This is a genomic window from Marivivens sp. JLT3646 (genome assembly GCF_001908835.1).
In the GTDB taxonomy this organism is placed as follows: Bacteria; Pseudomonadota; Alphaproteobacteria; order Rhodobacterales; family Rhodobacteraceae; genus Marivivens; species Marivivens geojensis.
Window position 1 is genome coordinate 1,046,357 of record NZ_CP018572.1, and the last position, 18,996, is coordinate 1,065,352.

Below are 18,996 nucleotides of genomic sequence, written 5' to 3' on the forward strand. Positions count from 1 at the left end.
ATGATATGCGTTTTGACCCGATTTGACCACTGGTCACGGGCCGCTGATGGGTCTCAAACAGGGGACACTTTAGATGTTTAAAAAAATTATGCTGCCCGCACTTTCCTCCGCTGCTCTGATCGCAGGTGCAGGCGCCGCTCTTGCCGAATGTGCTGACCCGATCAAGGTTGGCGTGCTGCACTCCCTCTCGGGGACGATGGCAATTTCTGAAACCACTCTCAAAGACACTATGCTCATGCTGATCGCAGAGCAGAACGCAAAGGGCGGTCTGTTGGGCTGTGAAATCGAAGCTGTCGTGGTCGACCCTGCGTCGGACTGGCCGCTTTTTGCGGAGAAGGCTCGTGAACTGCTGACCGTTCACGACGTTGATGTGATTTTCGGCAACTGGACCTCGGTATCGCGTAAATCGGTCCTCCCTGTGCTTGAAGAGCTGAACGGCCTGCTGTTCTACCCTGTTCAATACGAAGGCGAAGAATCTTCGCGCAACGTTTTCTACACTGGCGCTGCTCCGAACCAGCAGGCGATCCCTGCGGTTGACTACTTCCTCGAAGAACTTGGTGTCGAGAAGTTCGCGCTGTTGGGCACCGACTATGTCTATCCACGCACCACCAACAACATTCTCGAAAGCTACCTTCAGTCCAAGGGTATCGCCGCCGAAGACATCTTTGTGAACTACACCCCGTTCGGTCACTCTGACTGGGCAACCATCGTGTCCGACGTGGTCGCATTGGGCGCTGACGGTAAATCGGTTGGCGTGATCTCGACCATCAACGGGGACGCGAACATCGGCTTCTACAAAGAACTCGCAGCCCAAGGCGTTTCTGCTGAAGACATCCCAGTTGTTGCCTTCTCCGTCGGCGAAGAAGAACTCTCGGGCCTCGACACCACCAACCTCGTCGGTCACTTGGCGGCTTGGAACTACTTCATGTCCGCGGATACCGCTGAAAACGCTGCTTTCATTGATGCATGGCACGGCTTTATCGGTGACGATGCGCGCGTGACGAACGACCCGATGGAAGCGCACTATATCGGCTTTAACATGTGGGTAAACGCTGTCACCGAAGCGGGCACCACCGATGTTGACACGATTATCGACGCGCTTCCGGGCCAAGAGTTCACGAACCTTACAGGCGGAACCGCTGTCATGCTGCCGAACCACCACCTGACCAAACCAGTTCTGATCGGCGAAATTCAGGCGGACGGCCAGTTCGACATCATCAGCCAAACCACCGAAGTGGCTGGCGACGCATGGACCGACTTCCTGCCAGAATCCGCTGTTCTGGAATCCGATTGGATCGACCTGAAATGCGGTATGTATAACACTGAAACTCAGACCTGCGTTCAGTTGACCTCGAACTACTAAGGTTTTGAAATTTGGGGTGGGGGCGCGCCCTCCACCCCGAACCTTCCCCCCAAGACTACCCCATAAGGAACGCGCCGATGCTTCGCGCCGTTGTGATGGCTGTGTCCATCTTCTTTTTGGCTGCTGCCGCTGCCGCTCAGGACCTACAATCTGTCCTGCAAACCTATTCCGATGACATCGCCAAACCGTCTCGCCGCACTGTAGGCGAAGCGATCACCGCGTTGATCGACAGCGATCTGCCCGAAGTCCCTGCGTTTCTTCAGGCGTGGCAGGAAAAGAACGTCTGGCAGAACGTAGACACTGGCCTGTTTTACTATGTCGAAGGCTCTGATCCGGTCACTTTGATCGACCTTTCGACGGGTGTAGCCGTGGGCACCGCGCCCAAAGCTGTCATGTCTCAGATCAAACCCAACGCAGGTGTGCGCGGTGTGATTGGCTCTGCCTTGGTGCAATATCAATTGCTCGATCCTGATTATGATCGTCGGGCTGCAGCATTGGATGCGATCAGCCGCGATGGCTCTGCCGAACAGCTTGCGCCTCTAGCCGCGTCGATAGCTGATAAGCCTGACGCAGGTTTGCAGGCCCGCAAAGAACGGCTGTTGATGATGCTCACCGCCCGTTTTGCGCCCTCAAGCGAGGACCGCGTAGCGGCGATTGAGGCGCTGTCGTCCGATGTAAGCGTCGATGTTCGCGCTGTGATGAACCAAACACTGACCTCGACCACTGGCGTTGCGGCCACATTGCCCGAAGGTGCCAATATCGCAGCGATCCGCGAGGTTGGCCCTGATTTCGATGTGAACACCGCCTATGCAGAGCTAGCGTCCGCTGGGCTGGCGCAGCCCACTGTGACCGAAGAAGACCTGAAATCCGCCCTTGTCGCGAATATCGTGGACGGCAAGATTGCGGGTGTGCCGGTCGCCGCAATGTCAGATCCCGATGAACGCATTCGTGCCTATCAAGGGCTTGTTGATGCGGGGCTCGCTGCCCCCTTTGTGCCGATGGCGGATCGCGAATCTGCCGTTGCAGCCCATGTGTTCTACACCCAATACGACGAGGCGGATCAGGCTGTCACCGATGCTGCCGCCGCTGCGATCAAACAGATCGAGCTAAAGGTGGGGGCCATGCAGACGGCTGACCTCGCGCTCGATGCGATCTCTCTGGCGTCGATCTATTTCCTCGCTGCGATTGGCCTTGCCGTCACTTTTGGCGTGATGGGTGTGATTAACATGGCCCATGGCGAGTTCATCATGATGGGCGCCTACACGGGCTATGTGATCCAGCAGGTGATCCCTGATTACACCGTGTCGATAATCGTCGCACTTCCCGTTGCTTTTATCGTCACCTTTGCGGCTGGCGTCGCGATGGAGCGGTTGGTCATTCGCCACCTCTATAAACGTCCGCTGGAAACGCTCCTCGCGACTTTCGGTATATCAATTGCACTGCAACAAATCGCAAAGAACATCTTTGGCACGCAGGCCCGCCCGCTGACCTCGCCGTCATGGTTGGATGGCGCACTTGTGTTCAACGATGTGGTGGCGATCAGCTACATCCGTATCGCGATCTTTGTGCTCGCCGTGATGTTCCTCTGCCTGATCTTGTTTATCTTGAAAAAGACACGTCTGGGGCTTGAGGTCCGCGCAGTGACCCAGAACCCAGGGATGGCGGCCTCGATGGGCATCAACCCTGATCGCATCAATATGCTGACCTTCGGGCTTGGCTCTGGGATTGCGGGGATCGCAGGCATTGCCATCGGACTCTATGCCAAAGTCACGTCCGAGATGGGTGCCGATTACATCGTACAGAGCTTCATGACCGTCGTGGTAGGTGGGGTGGGTAATGTCTGGGGCACGCTAGCGGGAGCATCGTTGATTGGCTTCCTGCAAAAAGGGATCGAGTTCTTCAATCCGTCGAACACGCTCGCCGCGCAGACCTACATGATCCTCTTTATCATCATCTTCATCCAATTCCGCCCCAAAGGCATCGTCGCCCTCAAGGGCCGTGCGGCAGGGAACTGAGTCATGACAAAATCATTCCTTGCAACGAACCGTTCGGTCCTTGTGTTCCTCTTGGTCCTATCACTCTTCACCCTTGCGGTGACTGTGATGGCAGAGGCAACGGGCTATGGGTTGATCTCGACCTCCTTTGTCAAAACACTGGGCAAAACGCTCTGCTTGTGTTTGATCGCAATCGCCATGGATGTGGTCTGGGGCTATTGTGGCATCCTAAGCCTCGGCCATTTTGCGTTCTTTGGGATCGGTGGCTACGCGATTGGCATGTGGCTTATGTATGCCCGAACCGAAGAAATCGTCGCGGGGTCGCTGGCGAACCAGCCGTTGCCCGCAACTGCGCAAGAGCTCTCTGACGCTATTGGAACTCAGATTTTCGGCGTCGTTGGCAGTAGCGATTTTCCCCTGATCTGGAGCTTTGCCCATTCGCTGCCGCTCCAGCTTTTGGCGATCCTCATCGTTCCCGGATTGCTCGCTCTGGTCTTTGGCTGGCTGGCCTTCCGTAGCCGCGTCACTGGGGTTTATCTTTCGATCCTGACCCAAGCGATGACCCTCGCGCTGTCACTCTACCTGTTCCAGAACGACAGCGGTTTGCGGGGGAATAACGGCCTCTCCGGTCTGCAGAACATCCCCGGTGTCTCCGCATCCCAAGACGATGTTTCGATCTGGTTCTTCTGGGCTTCGGCCGTCGCGCTCGGCCTCGGCTATGTCCTCTTTGCCTTTGTTACATCGGGCAAAATGGGCAGTGTCATTCGGGCTATTCGGGATGACGAAGCACGAGTGAGATTCCTTGGGTATCACGTTGAATCGTATAAGCTATTTGTCTTTACGATCACAGCGATGGTGGCGGGCATTGCGGGTGCTCTCTATTATCCGCAGGCGGGCATCATTAACCCTGCCGAGATCGCACCGATTGCCTCCATCTACCTTGCGGTTTGGGTGGCGATTGGTGGGCGCGGACGGCTCTATGGTGCTGTGATCGGCGCAACGCTCGTCTCGCTCTTGTCATCGTGGTTCACAGGCGGCAGCGCACCAGCGATCAACCTCGGTTTCTACAAAATCGTCTGGACCGACTGGTGGCTCGTTCTGCTGGGCCTGTCCTTTGTCGCAGTCACGCTGTTCTTCCCGCAGGGTATCGGCGGTCTGTTCGATTTCGTCGCGGTCAAACGCAACTCTGACTACGGCCCGTCCGAGGGGGCATGGCGCGCAGAAGAAGGAAAACCGGAATGAACAAACGTCTCCTCGAAGTTTCAGGTGTTTCGGTCACCTTTGACGGATTTCGCGCGATCAATAACCTCTCCATCGCGATTGCAGAGCCAGAGTTGCGGGCGGTGATCGGGCCGAATGGGGCGGGTAAAACGACCTTTATGGACATCATCACGGGCAAGACAAAACCTGACGAGGGCAAGGTCATTTGGGGCGAAAAATCCATCAGCCTTTTGGGGATGAGCGAAAGCCAGATCGCCCGTGCAGGCATCGGTCGTAAGTTCCAAAAGCCTACGGTGTTTGAGGCACAGACCGTGCGCGAAAACCTCGCGATGGCGTTGAAAAACAAACGTGGACCGTTTGATGTGTTGTTCTATCGCAAGACGGCAGATGGGGCTGCGCGGATCGAAGCGCTCGCTGCCGAAATCGGGCTGAGTGATCAGCTAACCCGCGTGGCAGGCGAACTGTCCCACGGTCAAAAGCAATGGTTGGAAATTGGCATGCTATTAGCCCAAGACCCGCGTTTGCTCTTGGTCGATGAACCCGCTGCGGGGATGACGCCTGCGGAAAGGGAACAAACGACGGATCTTCTTGTTCGGGCGGCGAAGACCCGTGCCGTTGTGGTGGTCGAACACGATATGGAGTTTGTCCGCCGTTTGAATTGCAAGGTCACCGTGCTCCATGAAGGATCGGTTCTGGCCGAAGGGTCGCTCGATCACGTGACCCAAAACCCTGACGTGATCGAAGTTTATCTGGGACGCTAAGATGCTCGAAATTGAAAATCTCACATTGAAATACGGGCAAAGCCAGATCCTGAACGGCATCACGATGACCGCAAAGCCGGGGCGGGTGACGGCGGTGATGGGCACCAATGGCGTTGGTAAGACATCGCTTCTCAAGGCGATTGCGGGGCGTCATCCATACGACAAAGGCACTATTCGGTTGGACGGAAAGGACCTACCGCACCTGACTGCATTCGGAGCCGCAAGGGCAGGGATCGCCTACGTCCCACAAGGCCGCGAAGTGTTCCCCCTGATGACCGTGCAGGAAAATCTGGAAAGCGGGTTTGCCTGCCTTGATCGGTCTGAACGCGGCGTGCCCGATAAGATTTTCCAGCTCTTCCCAATTCTCAAAGAGTTCCTGCATCGCCGTGGCGGTGACCTCTCTGGCGGGCAGCAGCAACAGTTGGCGATTGCGCGCGCACTGATCACACGGCCCCGCGTGTTGCTTTTGGACGAGCCAACCGAAGGCATTCAGCCCAATATCATCCAGCAGATTGGTCGCGTGATCGCCCAGTTACGCGATGAGGGAGAGATCGCGGTGGTACTGGTCGAACAGTATTTCGATTTCGCCTTTAACCTCGCAGATGAGTTTTATGCGCTCAACCGTGGCGATGTCGTGCTGAACGAGGGGAAAGAGCACCTTGCGCGGGAACGGTTGCTGGCGGCGGTTTCGATTTGACGCTCTGGGGGCGCTGCCCCCAGACCCCCGGGATATTTGGAGCACAAAGGAGCCTTAGGTGCCGCAGAAGGTGGCCATTACGCGTTCGTGCGGTTCAGGTGCCCGAGCGAAGTCGGGGTTTTCAATGAATGGTGCGGTGACGGCAGAGAGCATAGCGTCAAAGGGTGCGCGGTTTCCGTCAGCGGCTTCTCGGATGACCTCTTCAATCCGATGGAGGCGGGGGATGACCTGCGGGTTCGATTTTGCGGCGAGGGCGAGGTCGGGTTTTGCGGCCTGCCAATCGGCGCGCCAATCGGCATAGTCCTGATGGTCGAGCGGCTGATCAAGATTGACGAAGGTCAGCGTAAAGTCCGCGCCCGTATCCTCCATCATCTTGAGGAACCGTTGGGCGAGGGATTCGGCCTGATCCGATGGAGGAAGGCCAAGTTTCGGGGCGAAATGGCGTATCCACGCACTGCGGTAGAGGCCCGCGAAGTTACCCATCATAGCGTTCAGGTGATCAACGGTGGCGTCTTGATCGGGGGCCATGGGCACGAGGCTTGATGCGAATTGGGCGATGTTCCAAATCGCGATATGCGGCTGGTTTGCATAGGCATAGCGCCCCATTCGATCGATGGAGGAGAGCACTGTGGCGGGGTGATAGGCGTCCATAAAAGTGCAGGGACCATAGTCGATGGTTTCACCAGAAACGGTCATATTGTCGGTGTTCATCACCCCATGGATAAAGCCGAGCGCGGACCAGCGGGCGATAAGGTCCGCCTGACGGTCCATCATTTGGGTGACGACATCTTCGACGGTTTCGGCATTGGGGAAATGGCGGGCGAGGGCGTGATCGTAGAGCGCCCGCAACGCCTGTTCGTCGCCGCGAAACGCTTGCAGTTGGAAGGTGCCGACGCGGATGTGGCTAGAAGCGACGCGGGTGAGGATTGCACCGGGGACGGGACCTTCGCGGAGGATTTGTTCGCCTGTGGTGACGGCAGCGAAGGCGCGGGTGGTCGGCACGCCCAGAGCATTCATCGCCTCTGACACGAGGTATTCGCGGATTACGGGGCCGAGGCCCGCGCGACCATCGCCAGCGCGGGAATAGGGGCTGCGGCCTGATCCCTTGAGTTGGAGATCAAAGCGGCCTTTGTCACTGATAACTTCGCCCAAGAGGAGCGCTCGACCATCGCCAAGGCCCGGGTTCCATTGGCCAAACTGATGGCCGCCGTAGGCTTGGGCGATGGGGTCGGCGCCTGCGGGCACCGCGTTGCCCGCAAAGATATCTACGTTGGCACGCAGGGCGTCCGGGTCCGCACCGAGGTCGCGAGCAAGCGCGTCGTTCAGGGCAAAGAACTGTGGCGAACGCACAGGTGTCGCTGTCTGGCGGGTGTAGAGCTGCGCGGGGAGCCGTGCGTAGCTGTTATCAAAGGCGAAAAGCTGCATAGGTTCTATATGGTGCGCGGGGCTGCGATAACCAGTTCAGAGCGTGTCGGTTAGCACCAACAGCCCGTCGCGCTGGCGGAAGCCGACCCGTTCGCAAAAGGCAATCAGTGAGGGATCAGGGATCGGAAGGCGGGCATGGAGGGCCTTGACCCCGCCTTGACCCAAGGCGACAGCAACGGAATGGAGAACCTCCGTGCCGATGCCGCGGCGACGAACCGAAGGCCGGATAAAGGTTTCATCGACCCAACCTTCCATCCCGCCAAGCGCGATAGACCAGCCAAAGGTGACGAGCACATAGCCCAACGGGGCACGTTGCGGGCCAATGAGCCAGATCGCACCATGCGGCGAGCCGTTCAACAGTGGAGTAATCGCGCGACGTCGGCCTTCGTCGTCAGATGGGATACCGATTTCGCTGTGGTTGCGTTCAACGAGCGACAGCACACGATCGAGCGCGTCGGGACCCGCGAGCGTTATAGACGTGGTCATAGGCGAGAAATCCGATCTGTCAGCAGACGGTAGAAGCCTTCGGCATGAAGATCACCGATAAACAGCGCATTGGGTTTTCGACCTGTTACACGCCACCAATCCGCCACGGTCATACCGAGCGTCAATTCTGACTGGGTTTCAATCTCTACGTTGATATAGCGGCCAGAAAACAGATGTGGATCAATCAGATAAGCGATGGTGCAGGGATCATGGAGAGGGGCACCTTCGGAGCCGTATTTCTCCATATCGAAGCGTTCAAAGAAGTCGGTCCATTCCGCGACCATCGTGCCCACATGTGTGCCCATATTGCGGAAGGCATCAATGCGGGATTTCGTGGTCAGCGCCTTGTGCGTCACATCTAGGGGCATGACGACGAGGGGTACGCCGGATTGAAACACGATCTGAGCGGCTTCTGGGTCAACGTAGATGTTGAACTCTGCTGCGGGCGTGATGTTGCCCACCTCAAAATAGGCGCCACCCATAAGAACGATTTCCTGTACGCGCGGGATAATATCGGGTGCGCGTTCAAAGGCGGTTGCGATATTTGTCAGCGGCCCGATAGGGCAGAGCGTTACCGTGCCTGAGGGCTCATTTCGCAGCGTTTCGATAATAAAATCAACAGCGTGCTGGTCTTGGAGCGGCATTTTCGGGTCGGGTAATTGCGGACCATCTAGGCCCGTTTTGCCGTGCACATGTTCTGCGGTGACGAGCTTGCGTTTCATCGGTGCATCGCAACCCGCAAAGACCTTAACGTCGGTGCGACCTGCGAGTTCGCAAACGATCCGCGCGTTTTTCTGGGTCAGCGGAAGGGGCACGTTACCCGCAACGGCGGTGATGCCGAGAAGGTCGATGTCATCAGGGCTGCCAAGGGCCAAAAGTATGGCGACTGCGTCGTCTTGGCCGGGATCGGTGTCGATGATGATTTTACGGGGTGCCATGCCTGCCTCTAGTTCGCGTATCGCGGGCACAGTGCAGGTGGATTGCCGCAGGTTCAAGCGGAAAGGCAGGGGCGGGAGTCGTCCCCCAGCGTCAGTGCTAATAAAGAACGGGCGGGATGTGATCCCGCCCGTTCAGGTACTAGTGATCGCCGCGCGACAGGGCAGCAACGCCCGTGCGGGCCACTTCGACCAGCCCCAAGGGGCGCATGAGGTCGGCAAAAGCGTCGATTTTCTCGGGCGTACCGGTGAGTTCGAACACGAAGCTTTGTAGTGTGGTGTCGACCACGTTGGCGCGGAAGATATCGGCAAGGCGGAGCGCCTCAACACGCTGTTCGCCTTTGCCTGCAACCTTAAAAAGGCCCAGTTCACGCTCAACGCTCGGTCCTTCGGCGGTAAGGTCGTGGACCTCGAGCACGGGAACGATACGGCCCAGCTGGGCTTTGATCTGAACGATCACCTGTGGGGTGCCAGAGGTGACGATTGTGATGCGCGACTTGTGACCTTCGTGGTCCACTTCGGCCACGGTGAGGCTTTCTATGTTATAACCGCGACCCGAAAACAGGCCGATCACACGGGCGAGGACGCCCGGTTCGTTCATCACAGTGACTGCGAGCGTATGGCGTTCAACGGTGTCGCCATAGGTCGAGCGTAGGTCATAAGCCGAGTGAGAGGAGGAGCCTTTTTTGATCCGTAGTGCAGACATATTCAGTCCTCCTTAAACTAGGGTTGCGCCGCTGGCGAAGGCCGCAGCATCTGCTGCGAGCAGCATTTCGTTGTGCGGTTTGCCCGATGGGATCATCGGGAAGCAGTTCTCGTGTTTCTCAACAAGGCAGTCAAAGATCACCGGACCGTCGTGTTTGATCATCTCCATGATCGCGTCATCGAGGTCGGCTGGGTCTTTGCAGATGATACCTTTGGCGCCAAAGGCTTCGGCCAGTTTTACGAAGTCGGGCAGGGATTCAGACCACGACGACGAATAGCGTTCGCCGTGCAGCAGTTCTTGCCACTGACGGACCATGCCGAGGCGTTCGTTGTTGAGGATGAACTGTTTTACAGGCAGGCGATACTGCATCGCGGTGCCCATTTCTTGCATGTTCATCAGCCACGAGGCTTCGCCTGCGACGTTGATAACCAGAGCATCGCGGTGCGCCATCTGAACGCCGATCGACGCAGGGAAGCCGTAGCCCATGGTGCCCAGACCGCCCGAGGTCATCCAACGGTTCGGATCCTCAAAGCCGAGGAATTGCGCAGCCCACATCTGGTGCTGGCCAACTTCGGTCGTGATGTAGCGGTCCATCCCTTTGGTCAGTTCTTCGAGACGTTGCAGCGCGTATTGCGGTTTGATCGTCTTTTCAGAGCCCGTGTAGGCGAGGCAGTCGATTTTGCGCCACTCGTTAATCTGGGTCCACCATTTCGCCAGACCTTCTTTTTCGGTCACGCGGCCACGGGATTTCCAGACCTTCAAGATGTCTTCGAGGACATGAGCAACATCGCCAATGATGCCGAGGTCAACGTGGATGACCTTGTTGATCGAGGATGGATCGATGTCGATGTGCACCTTTTTCGACTTCGGCGAGAAGGCATCGACGCGGCCCGTAATACGGTCGTCGAAACGCGCGCCAATGTTGATCATCAGATCACAGTCGTGCATCGCCATGTTGGCTTCATAGAGGCCGTGCATACCCAGCATACCGAGCCATTTGTCGCCCGAAGCTGGATAAGCGCCCAGACCCATCAGGGTCGAGGTGATCGGGAAGCCAGTTGCTTCGACCAGTTCGCGCAGCAGTTGGGATGCCGCTGGGCCAGAGTTAATCACGCCGCCACCGGTGTAGAAGATCGGGCGTTTGGATTTCTCCATCAGTTTCACGAGGTCATTGATGCCCTCGATAGAGCCCTTAACTTGCGGCTGGTAGTGCGATTTACGCTTTGTTTTTTCGGAATATTCGGCGGTCGCGAACTGAACATCTTTGGGGATGTCGATCAGAACCGGACCCGGACGGCCCGACGACGCGATGTGGAATGCTTCGTGGATTGTACCCGACAGCTGAGCAGTGTCTTTGACAAGCCAGTTGTGCTTGGTGCAGGGGCGGGTGATGCCAACGGTGTCAGCCTCTTGGAACGCGTCCGAGCCGATCATAAAGGTCGGAACCTGACCCGAGAAAACAACGATTGGGATCGAGTCCATCAGCGCGTCGGTCAGACCCGTTACAGCGTTGGTCGCACCTGGACCAGAGGTCACGAGGGCAACGCCAACCTTACCAGTCGAACGTGCATACCCTTCGGCCGCGTGGATCGCAGCCTGTTCGTGACGGACCAGAACGTGGGTGATGTCGCTCTGTTGGAAAATTTCGTCATAGATCGGTAGCACGGCGCCGCCGGGGTAACCGAATATCGTGTCCACACCCTGATCTTTCAGAGCTTGAACAACCATTTTAGCGCCGGTCATCTGACGAGACATTTCGTTCTTCCTTATCCTGCGTCGTCGTTATTCTTAACGTCGTTTTCATACAAAAAAGCCCCCGAGATTTTCGGGGGCGCATGGGGAACCGTTATGGTAAAACCGTTACCGGCCCATGCGCCATTTTCCCACCACTACTAGAAGGTTTTTCATCCCTCGGGCCTTTCGATTGCGTGCGCGAACCTTATGCACGCCCGAAAAGCGAGGTCAACCTGTCTGATAGAGAAAATGTCGTCAGGGGCGCATTTTTCGCAACTTTCTTTCAATTTGTCGCGGGTGGGGTCGAATCGATAAGGGGCCGCTTGGGGCAGGGAACTGGTTAACGGCACGTTAAAACGCGGGGCTTTGGGCGCGATTGTTTCTGAAATCAGGCCAATCAGAGTTATTCACAGTATTTGTGAGGGTGGCAGAGTCACCGCGTTAGGAATTTCTTTACGATTGTGTCGAGATTGAGGCATGGTCCCTATGGTTGTTTAATCGTGGGGGATTTTCAAATGACTTTGATCAATGATCTTATTGCTGCACGTCAGGCCGTTAGCGCAGTTGGTGTGACCTATTTGGTCCCAGCGGTTGATATTGGAAACGCGGCAGGGACGAGCGTTTTTATCTGGGAAGAACCGTCACTTGCGACCGATGGGGCGACAGATTTGTTCGTGGCGCTGGTCGACGCTGATGACAACGTCATCCCGCAAGGCACCCAAGAGATCGTCGGCATTGGGCCGACGCAAACCGGTGATACGCTCTATGTCTATTCTGACACGGGCGTTGTGACACTGGAATATGACTCGACCGATGGTTTGGTAAAGCTGGAACTGACCGTCGATGGCGAAGACCTAACGGATATCGCCGTCACGCCTATTGAAGACTTTAGTGTCAACGTCGATGCAGATCTCGCTGTTTTGGACGGCACCGATGACGGTGAAACGATCACGGGTGGCGCGGTTGCGGATCAGATCAACGGTTACGGCGGCAATGATGACATTCGCGGTTTTAACGGAAACGATGTGATCGACGCGGGTGCGGGTGCTGACATCGTGCGCGGTGGCACGGGCGATGATTTCGTGTCCGGCGGTGTCGGGAATGATACGATCTACGGCCAAGGCGGCAATGACGAGCTGAACGGCAACAATGGTCAGGACACGATCTACGGCGGGTTCGGTGACGACAAGGTCTTTGGCGGCGAAGGTGGTGATCTGCTCAAAGGCGGCGCTGGCAACGATATCATGCGGGGTGGTGCGGGCGCAGACAATGTTTCAGGCGGTGCTGGCAACGATACGATCAATGGCAACCTTGGCGATGACGCGCTCTATGGTGGTCGCGGCGACGATACGGTCAGCGGCGGTACGGGCGACGACAGCATTTGGGGTGCTTTGGGCAATGATGTGCTCTACGGCGATGCTGGTGATGATGTGGTCCTCGGTAATTCGGGCGATGACATGATCTATGGCGGGGATGGCGATGATAAACTGCACGGCGGCGCAGATGATGACACTATCAACGGTGGCAATGGCAGTGATGTTGTGACGGGTGGTGCGGGCAATGACGTGATCGACACGTCAGGCAACGTTGCGACCGAGGTTGTGGTGGCCGATATCGCGCTTGGCACTGTGAGCGGGACACCGGATATGGCCTATGAGGGCGTGTTCACCGCGGACACTGATCCGAGCGATGATATGGATAAAGTCTGGGGCGGCAACGGTGCGGACACCATCATCACAGGCGATGACGCTGACCAAGTCTGGGGCGGCAAGGGCGACGACACCATCGACGGTGGGTTCGACAACGACTCGCTCTATGGCAACTTTGGTCAGGACATGATCATCGGTGGCGAAGGGTCCGACTATATCGACGGCGGCTCGGGCGATGACGTGATCTATGGCGGCCAAGGCCCTGATGAGGTGCAAATCCTCGACATCGCTGATGTAGGCGAAACACCCGATCTGGCCCCCGACAACGATGACGACGATATCTATGGCGGTGGCGGCAACGATACCATCTACGGTGGCGACGACAGCGATACGATCCACGGCGGGGTTGGTGATGACTTTATCCAAGGTGGCATCGACGACGACGCGCTGTTTGGTGATGCGGGCAACGATATTTTTGACTTTGCGGATGGTGACGGATCGGACGTGATCGGCGACTTTACCATTGGTGAGGATAAAGTGCAGATCCTTGGCGGATCGTTTGATGACCTGATGCTGTCCCAAGACGAAAGCGCCGCTATCATTGAATATGGCGACCTGATGATCCGTATGGAAAACATGAACGCGGATGACCTGTCCGCGTCCGACTTCTTGTTCGGGGATATTCTAGAGCCGATTGCGGTCGGTTAATTTAGGCCACGAGCGACACATAAGAACGGTGCGCGATTAGCGCACCGTTTTGCTATCAGGCAGTTGGATGCGCGACACTTGTTCCGCAATCGGATCGACCGAGAGCGGATGGGTCGTCGCTTCGTAATCATTGGGATCGCCGATGTCCTGCCAGTTGCCCTGATGGAAAATCTCGAGCGCGGCATAGTTGGCCTTATACCCCATCTTAGGGCTGCCAGGCACCCAATAGCCCAAATAGACATAGGGCAGACCCATTTCGCGGGCGATCTCAACATGGTCAAGCACGAGATAGGTGCCGAGCGATTGACGCTCTAGCTCTGGGTCAAAGAACGAATAGACCATGCTCAACCCGTCATCGAGGATGTCGGTCAGGCAGACGGCCCGCAGCGCTCGGTCGTCCTCTGTGGTATCGGTATATTCGATGAGCCGCGTGCGGATCGGCGTTTCCTCGACCATGGCTGCAAATTCAAAGAGATCCATGTCCGCCATGCCACCCGTTGCGTGACGACTGTCGAGGTAGGTGCGGAACAGATCGAACTGCTCTTCAGTCGCCCAAGGGCTGGTCGCACGGCGAGACAGGGCGCGGTTACGCTTTGTTACGCGGCGTTGGCTTTTGGATGGGGCGAAATCTGCCACCCGAATACGGGCGGACATACAGGCCGAACAGTCCGAACAGGATGGTCGGTAGAGCACGTTTTGCGACCGACGGAAGCCCTGTTTTGAAAGGGCATCGTTTAGTTTTGTGGCGCCTTCGCCCTGAAGTGCAGTGAACAACTTCCGCTCCATCCGTCCGTCGAGATACGGACAGGGTTGGGGGGCCGTCACATAAAACTGGGGCGCTATGGGAAGCGTGTGGCGCATATACTCGGATCACGATGAATTTGCGCGAGGTTAGCAACCTCGCGCTGTTTGTCCAAGTCTCTACGACGACTAAAGCATTCTGTTTATAGCGGCTGTGCCAAGAATGTGATCCGTCAGCCCTTGGTTGCGTTCGGACAAGAGCATCATCAGCACGGATACGAGCTGCAGCGGAAAGACTGCGATCGAGACAGTATAACCGACGGTGTGCCAAAACGCAGTGCCACTGTCCAAGCGGTGGCCGTCGCGGTCACGCAGTTCGACGCCCATCATCCGCATCCCCCATGTGGCGCCCGCGCCTGACAGGGTTGACCAGCGATAGATGAACCCCACCACAAACAAAAACACAGGGAAAAAGAACAGGGCTGTGAAGGCCGTAAAGGGGATCAGAACAATTGCCGTGCCGAGGATCAGTGCCGTGTCGATCACCCAAGCAATCGCACGCTTGGCTGTGACACCGTCGTAAAAATCGGCGCGCATCTGAGGATCAGGAAGGCCGTAGGTCATTGGTTCGCTTTCATGGTCAGAGGGTGGGTGGCCGAGGGGAGCGGCCACCCGAGGGTAAAGGGTTTAGACGGTTTCGTCTTCTTCTTTGGGCGCACGAGCGGCACGCGCACGGTCATCCATGAATTGATCGAATTCCGATTTGTCTTTGGCTTCGCGCAGACGTTCAAGGAAGGCCTCAAAATCCTGCTGTTCTTGTTCAAGGCGGCGCAGGGTTTCGGTTTTGTAGGCGTCGAAGGCCGTGTTGCCGGAACTCCGGTAGGCTGCGTGTGTGCCAAAGGGCGAATGTGCCTTGCGGCGGTTAGAACATTTTCCACTGAACATGCGTTTGCTCCAGATCATATATGCAAGAAGGGCGAGGCCAACCGGCCAGAAAAAGATAAAGCCAAGGACCATTGCTGCGATCCAAGCGCCTTTGCCGCGTTCGTCGAGCCAAGTTTCGGCCCGCGAGAACCAGCTACCGTTCGGTGCGGTCGGGTGAGGGGTCGTAAAGGTATCAGACATTGAAGGGCTCCGTTTCGGGGTGATGTTAATCTGTTTCACATCACCGATATCGGAATGAACAACCCCACCTTCAAGGGTCTATGTTAAAGATTTTCACATTTATTTCTGGTTGTGTGATTAACAGATTGATCCCGTTCAGAAATTATTTCGTAAAATCGGCAGAATTTGCGCCTGTGATCCGCAAAAGATCGGCGGGCGCTATGGGGAAGATGTGGCGCGGGGTGCCTGCTGCGGCCCAGATTTCGGTGAACTCGGACAATCGGGGATCAAAAAACGCGCGTATCGGGTTTAGATGCCCGACAGGGGAGACGCCGCCAATGGCAAAACCTGTTTGCGCCCGAACGAGGTTTGCATCCGCGCGGCCCAAGGGTTCACCCGCGAGAGCTGTGGCCTTATCGGTGCAGACTTGGTTTCCGCCGGCGGTGAGGAACAGGATTGCCTCGCCAGAGGTTTCGCCCTGAAAGATGATCGACTTTGCGATTTGGTCGATGGTGCAACCTGCGGCTTCTGCGGCTTGGGCGGCGGTGCGGGCTTCGCCCAATTCGACAGGCGTGATGTCGAGACCTGCGTCAAGGAGCGCTTTGGTCACACGTTTCAGGCTCTTACTCATCGCTTGCTCCGCTTTGCGTCTGATCAAAGCAGTTGAATGGGGAATTGACGAAAATTCAATGGCCTATGAGAGTGTTTCCATGACCTTCGAATCCCGAATGACCCGTTTTCCCCGTCCTTTTGATTCTGACCGCGCAGAGGATGCCTTTGGCTATCTGCCCGCGGCCCCTGTGGGTTTGGTCCCGCTGATCAAGGGGGCAGGAGGCTGTAGCCCTTATTTGCTGGACCTAATGAAAAAAGAGGCGGATTGGATTATCCCAGCCTTTGACGATCCAGAGGCGGCGTTCAAGGGTGTTTTGGCCGAGGTTGCCGCGCTTTCGGTGGATCAATTGTCCTCTGGTTTGCGTCGTGCAAAACGTCGCGTGGCGCTGCTGACGGGTTTGGCAGATTTGGGTGGGGTCTGGCCGCTGGAGACCGTGACCCAAGCACTCTCTGATTTCGCGGATGCCTCGGTCGATGTGTGTCTAAAGACCCTCGTGGCGCATGAGATCGGGCGTGGGAAAATTCCAGGTTTGACTGAAGAGGCCGCCGAAACGGCGGGTGGTATGGTCGCTTTGGCGATGGGCAAGGGCGGTGCGGGGGAGCTGAATTATTCCTCTGACATCGACCTTATCATGCTCTTTGACGAAGAGCGGTTCGATGACAGCAATTACCATGATGCACGCGCAGCCTTTATTCGTGTGACCCGCAAAATGACCACGCTGTTGTCGGATAACACTGCCGAAGGTTACGTGTTCCGCACCGATTTACGTTTGCGCCCTGATGCCAGCGTGACGCCCGTCTGTATCCCAATGATCGCGGCAGAGCATTACTATGAATCGGTCGGTCGGACGTGGGAACGCGCGGCGTATATCAAGGCCCGTCCGGCGGCAGGCGACCTAGAAGGCGGCGCGAAGTTCCTAGAGACGCTGCGCCCGTTTGTGTGGCGCAAGCACCTCGATTTCGCGGCGATTCAGGACGCCCACGATATGCGCCTGAAAATCCGTGACCATAAGGGACTGCATGGGGCGCTGAACCTTGATGGGCATAACATTAAGCTCGGTCGCGGTGGTATCAGAGAGATCGAGTTCTTTACTCAAACCCGTCAGTTGATCGCGGGCGGACGTGATCCGAAATTGCGGGTGCGCGAAACGCGTCGCGGGTTGGAACGGCTCGCGGCTGCGGGGTGGGTGCCGGAACAGGATGCGGTAACGCTATATGATCATTATCGTTTCCACCGAGAGGTCGAACACCGTGTTCAGATGATCAACGACCAGCAGACCCATGCTTTGCCAAATTCGGCAGAGGGTTGGGCACGGCTCGCGGCCTTTATGGATCGCGACGTTGCGGACCTACGGGCCGAATTGACCGACCGTTGCGAAGAGGTGCATACACTGACCGAAGGGTTCTTTGCCCCCGGTCAGGCGGCAAAGCCCGAGGATGATTTCGGCGCAGATATGGAAGTCCAGTGGCGCGGCTATCCCGCGTTTCGTTCTGAACGCGCGGTCGAGATTTTCAAACGTCTCAAGCCAGAGATTTTCGGACGGTTGAAAGAAGCGGCAAAGCCCGAAGAGGCCCTGTTGCAGTTCGATGGGTTCTTGCGTGGATTGCCTGCGGGCGTTCAGCTGTTTTCGCTCTTTGATGCGAACCCGCAGCTGACGCAGTTGATCGTGGATATTTGTTCGACGGCCCCTGCGCTGGCGCAATATCTGTCGCGCAATTCGGACGTTTTCGACATGGTAATCGGGGGGTCGTTCTTTGCCCCATGGCCTGGGGTAGCAGAGCTATCGCGATTGCTGGAACGCGCTATGTCAGAGGCGCCCGATTATGAGGCGCAGTTGAATATGGCGCGGCGGTTCATGAAGGAATGGCACTTCCGCGTTGGCGTGCATCACCTGCGTGGTTTGATCGATGCCCAAGAAAGCGGTCGCCAGTATGCGGAATTAGCCGAGGCCGTAATTGCGGGACTTTGGCCGCTGGTCGTCGCAGAGTTTAGCGCGAAACATGGCACGCCTCCGGGTCGGGGCGCGGTGATCCTTGGCATGGGATCGCTCGGGGCTGCGCGGCTGAATGCGGGGTCCGACCTCGACCTGATAATGATCTACGACGATCAGGGTGTCGAAATGTCCGACGGGCGGCGCCCGTTGGCAACGCGCCCCTATTACGCCCGCCTGACCCAAGCCCTGTTGACCGCTGTGACCGCGCCGATGACAGACGGGCGGCTCTACGAGGTCGATATGCGGCTTCGCCCATCAGGGCGTCAGGGGCCAGTGGCGACCTCGATCCTGTCGTTCGATAACTATCAGCGGACAGAGGCGTGGACATGGGAACACCTCGCGCTGACGCGGGCGCGGCCTGTAGCGGGGAACATGGAATTGGGCGCTGAGGTGGAAGCACTCCGCCTTGCGGTGCTCAACGAAAAATCGACGGGCGAGGCGGTTCTCAAGGATGTCGCAGATATGCGTCGACGTATCGCCGAAGCCAAAGCCCCACAAGGCGATTGGGACGCGAAAATCGGTGCGGGACGGTTGCAGGACGTGGAGCTATGCGCCCAGACAGCGGCCTTGCGAGCGGGGAGTGCAGCGCGCACCGTGCCTGAACAGATTGCTGCAGGTGTCGCCTCTGGATGGCTGGATGCCGCGGATGAAGCGGCCCTGACACGCTCTGCCGCGCTATTTTGGCAACTGCAGGCAGCAGCCCGACTTCTCACGGGGGGTGTTTTACATCCCGAAGACCTTGGCGAAGGCGGTCGGCGCTTTATCTTGCGGGAGACCGGATATGCGGACACCGACAGCTTACTTCAGACGATGGAGGCAGCCGCGGCAGAGGCGGATGCGGTTATCACCCGTTTGTTGGATTAAAT

16 protein-coding genes are annotated in these 18,996 nt (G+C 57.2%); 7 read left to right on the forward strand and 9 right to left on the reverse strand.

Translation table 11 applies throughout. The features are described from left to right. The first annotated feature begins 88 nt into the window (after positions 1-88). From urtA to urtE, 5 genes are all read left to right on the forward strand, one after another. Positions 89-1,363: an urea ABC transporter substrate-binding protein gene (gene urtA / locus BSK21_RS05215; RefSeq protein ID WP_231924774.1), complete on the forward strand. Its 1,275-nt coding sequence runs from the start codon at positions 89-91 to the stop codon at positions 1,361-1,363. Between the two features lie 77 nt (positions 1,364-1,440). Beyond that, on the forward strand, positions 1,441-3,378 hold the full coding sequence (urtB, locus tag BSK21_RS05220) for an urea ABC transporter permease subunit UrtB (RefSeq protein ID WP_067548919.1): 1,938 nt from the start codon (positions 1,441-1,443) through the stop codon (positions 3,376-3,378). A gap of 3 nt (positions 3,379-3,381) precedes the next feature. Beyond that, a complete protein-coding gene (gene urtC / locus BSK21_RS05225) occupies positions 3,382-4,599 on the forward strand; it encodes an urea ABC transporter permease subunit UrtC (RefSeq protein ID WP_074038975.1) in 1,218 nt (405 codons plus the stop codon). After that, positions 4,596-5,339 (forward strand): urea ABC transporter ATP-binding protein UrtD, encoded by a 744-nt coding sequence (gene urtD, locus BSK21_RS05230; protein WP_067548916.1) that lies wholly within the window; start codon positions 4,596-4,598, stop codon positions 5,337-5,339. The genes urtC and urtD overlap by 4 nt, the downstream gene beginning before the upstream one ends. Before the next feature lies 1 nt (position 5,340). Further along, the gene (gene urtE / locus BSK21_RS05235) at positions 5,341-6,036 is read left to right on the forward strand and encodes an urea ABC transporter ATP-binding subunit UrtE (RefSeq protein ID WP_067548913.1); all 696 of its coding nucleotides are present in this window, start codon (positions 5,341-5,343) and stop codon (positions 6,034-6,036) included. Between the two features lie 54 nt (positions 6,037-6,090). Here urtE and BSK21_RS05240 read toward each other — a convergent pair whose 3' ends face one another. The 5 genes from BSK21_RS05240 to BSK21_RS05260 form a co-directional block, all read right to left on the reverse strand. Then, positions 6,091-7,461 carry a YdiU family protein gene (locus tag BSK21_RS05240; protein WP_067548907.1) on the reverse strand — a complete coding sequence of 457 codons (1,371 nt, stop codon included), beginning with the start codon at positions 7,459-7,461 and terminating at the stop codon, positions 6,091-6,093. A gap of 36 nt (positions 7,462-7,497) precedes the next feature. Beyond that, positions 7,498-7,947, reverse strand: coding sequence for a GNAT family N-acetyltransferase (locus BSK21_RS05245; protein WP_067548905.1), 450 nt, complete (start codon positions 7,945-7,947; stop codon positions 7,498-7,500). Beyond that, the gene (locus BSK21_RS05250; protein WP_067548902.1) at positions 7,944-8,885 is read right to left on the reverse strand and encodes a nucleoside hydrolase; all 942 of its coding nucleotides are present in this window, start codon (positions 8,883-8,885) and stop codon (positions 7,944-7,946) included. Before BSK21_RS05250 ends, BSK21_RS05245 begins: the two co-directional genes overlap by 4 nt. 139 nt (positions 8,886-9,024) lie before the next feature. Then, the gene (ilvN, locus tag BSK21_RS05255; protein ID WP_067548899.1) at positions 9,025-9,588 is read right to left on the reverse strand and encodes an acetolactate synthase small subunit; all 564 of its coding nucleotides are present in this window, start codon (positions 9,586-9,588) and stop codon (positions 9,025-9,027) included. Between the two features lie 12 nt (positions 9,589-9,600). Then, positions 9,601-11,343 (reverse strand): acetolactate synthase 3 large subunit, encoded by a 1,743-nt coding sequence (locus tag BSK21_RS05260; protein WP_067548896.1) that lies wholly within the window; start codon positions 11,341-11,343, stop codon positions 9,601-9,603. Between the two features lie 494 nt (positions 11,344-11,837). On the opposite strand from BSK21_RS05260, the gene BSK21_RS05265 reads away from it, so the two are divergent. Continuing rightward, positions 11,838-13,679 carry a calcium-binding protein gene (locus BSK21_RS05265; RefSeq protein WP_067548894.1) on the forward strand — a complete coding sequence of 614 codons (1,842 nt, stop codon included), beginning with the start codon at positions 11,838-11,840 and terminating at the stop codon, positions 13,677-13,679. Positions 13,680-13,715: 36 nt separating this feature from the next. Here BSK21_RS05265 and BSK21_RS05270 read toward each other — a convergent pair whose 3' ends face one another. The 4 genes from BSK21_RS05270 to BSK21_RS05285 form a co-directional block, all read right to left on the reverse strand. Next, positions 13,716-14,540: an arginyltransferase gene (locus BSK21_RS05270; protein ID WP_067548891.1), complete on the reverse strand. Its 825-nt coding sequence runs from the start codon at positions 14,538-14,540 to the stop codon at positions 13,716-13,718. A 69-nt stretch (positions 14,541-14,609) separates the two neighbouring features. Beyond that, positions 14,610-15,044 (reverse strand): RDD family protein, encoded by a 435-nt coding sequence (locus BSK21_RS05275; protein WP_067548889.1) that lies wholly within the window; start codon positions 15,042-15,044, stop codon positions 14,610-14,612. 63 nt (positions 15,045-15,107) lie between these two features. Next, positions 15,108-15,545: a DUF2852 domain-containing protein gene (locus BSK21_RS05280; protein ID WP_067548885.1), complete on the reverse strand. Its 438-nt coding sequence runs from the start codon at positions 15,543-15,545 to the stop codon at positions 15,108-15,110. A 142-nt stretch (positions 15,546-15,687) separates the two neighbouring features. Continuing rightward, positions 15,688-16,155, reverse strand: a complete 468-nt coding sequence (locus BSK21_RS05285; protein WP_067548880.1) for a YbaK/EbsC family protein — start codon at positions 16,153-16,155, stop codon at positions 15,688-15,690. Between the two features lie 79 nt (positions 16,156-16,234). Here BSK21_RS05285 and BSK21_RS05290 point away from each other — a divergent pair, with 79 nt between their 5' ends. Continuing rightward, complete coding sequence (locus BSK21_RS05290; protein WP_067549705.1) at positions 16,235-18,994, forward strand: glutamine-synthetase adenylyltransferase; 2,760 nt, start codon at positions 16,235-16,237, stop codon at positions 18,992-18,994. The last annotated feature ends 2 nt before the right edge of the window (positions 18,995-18,996 follow it).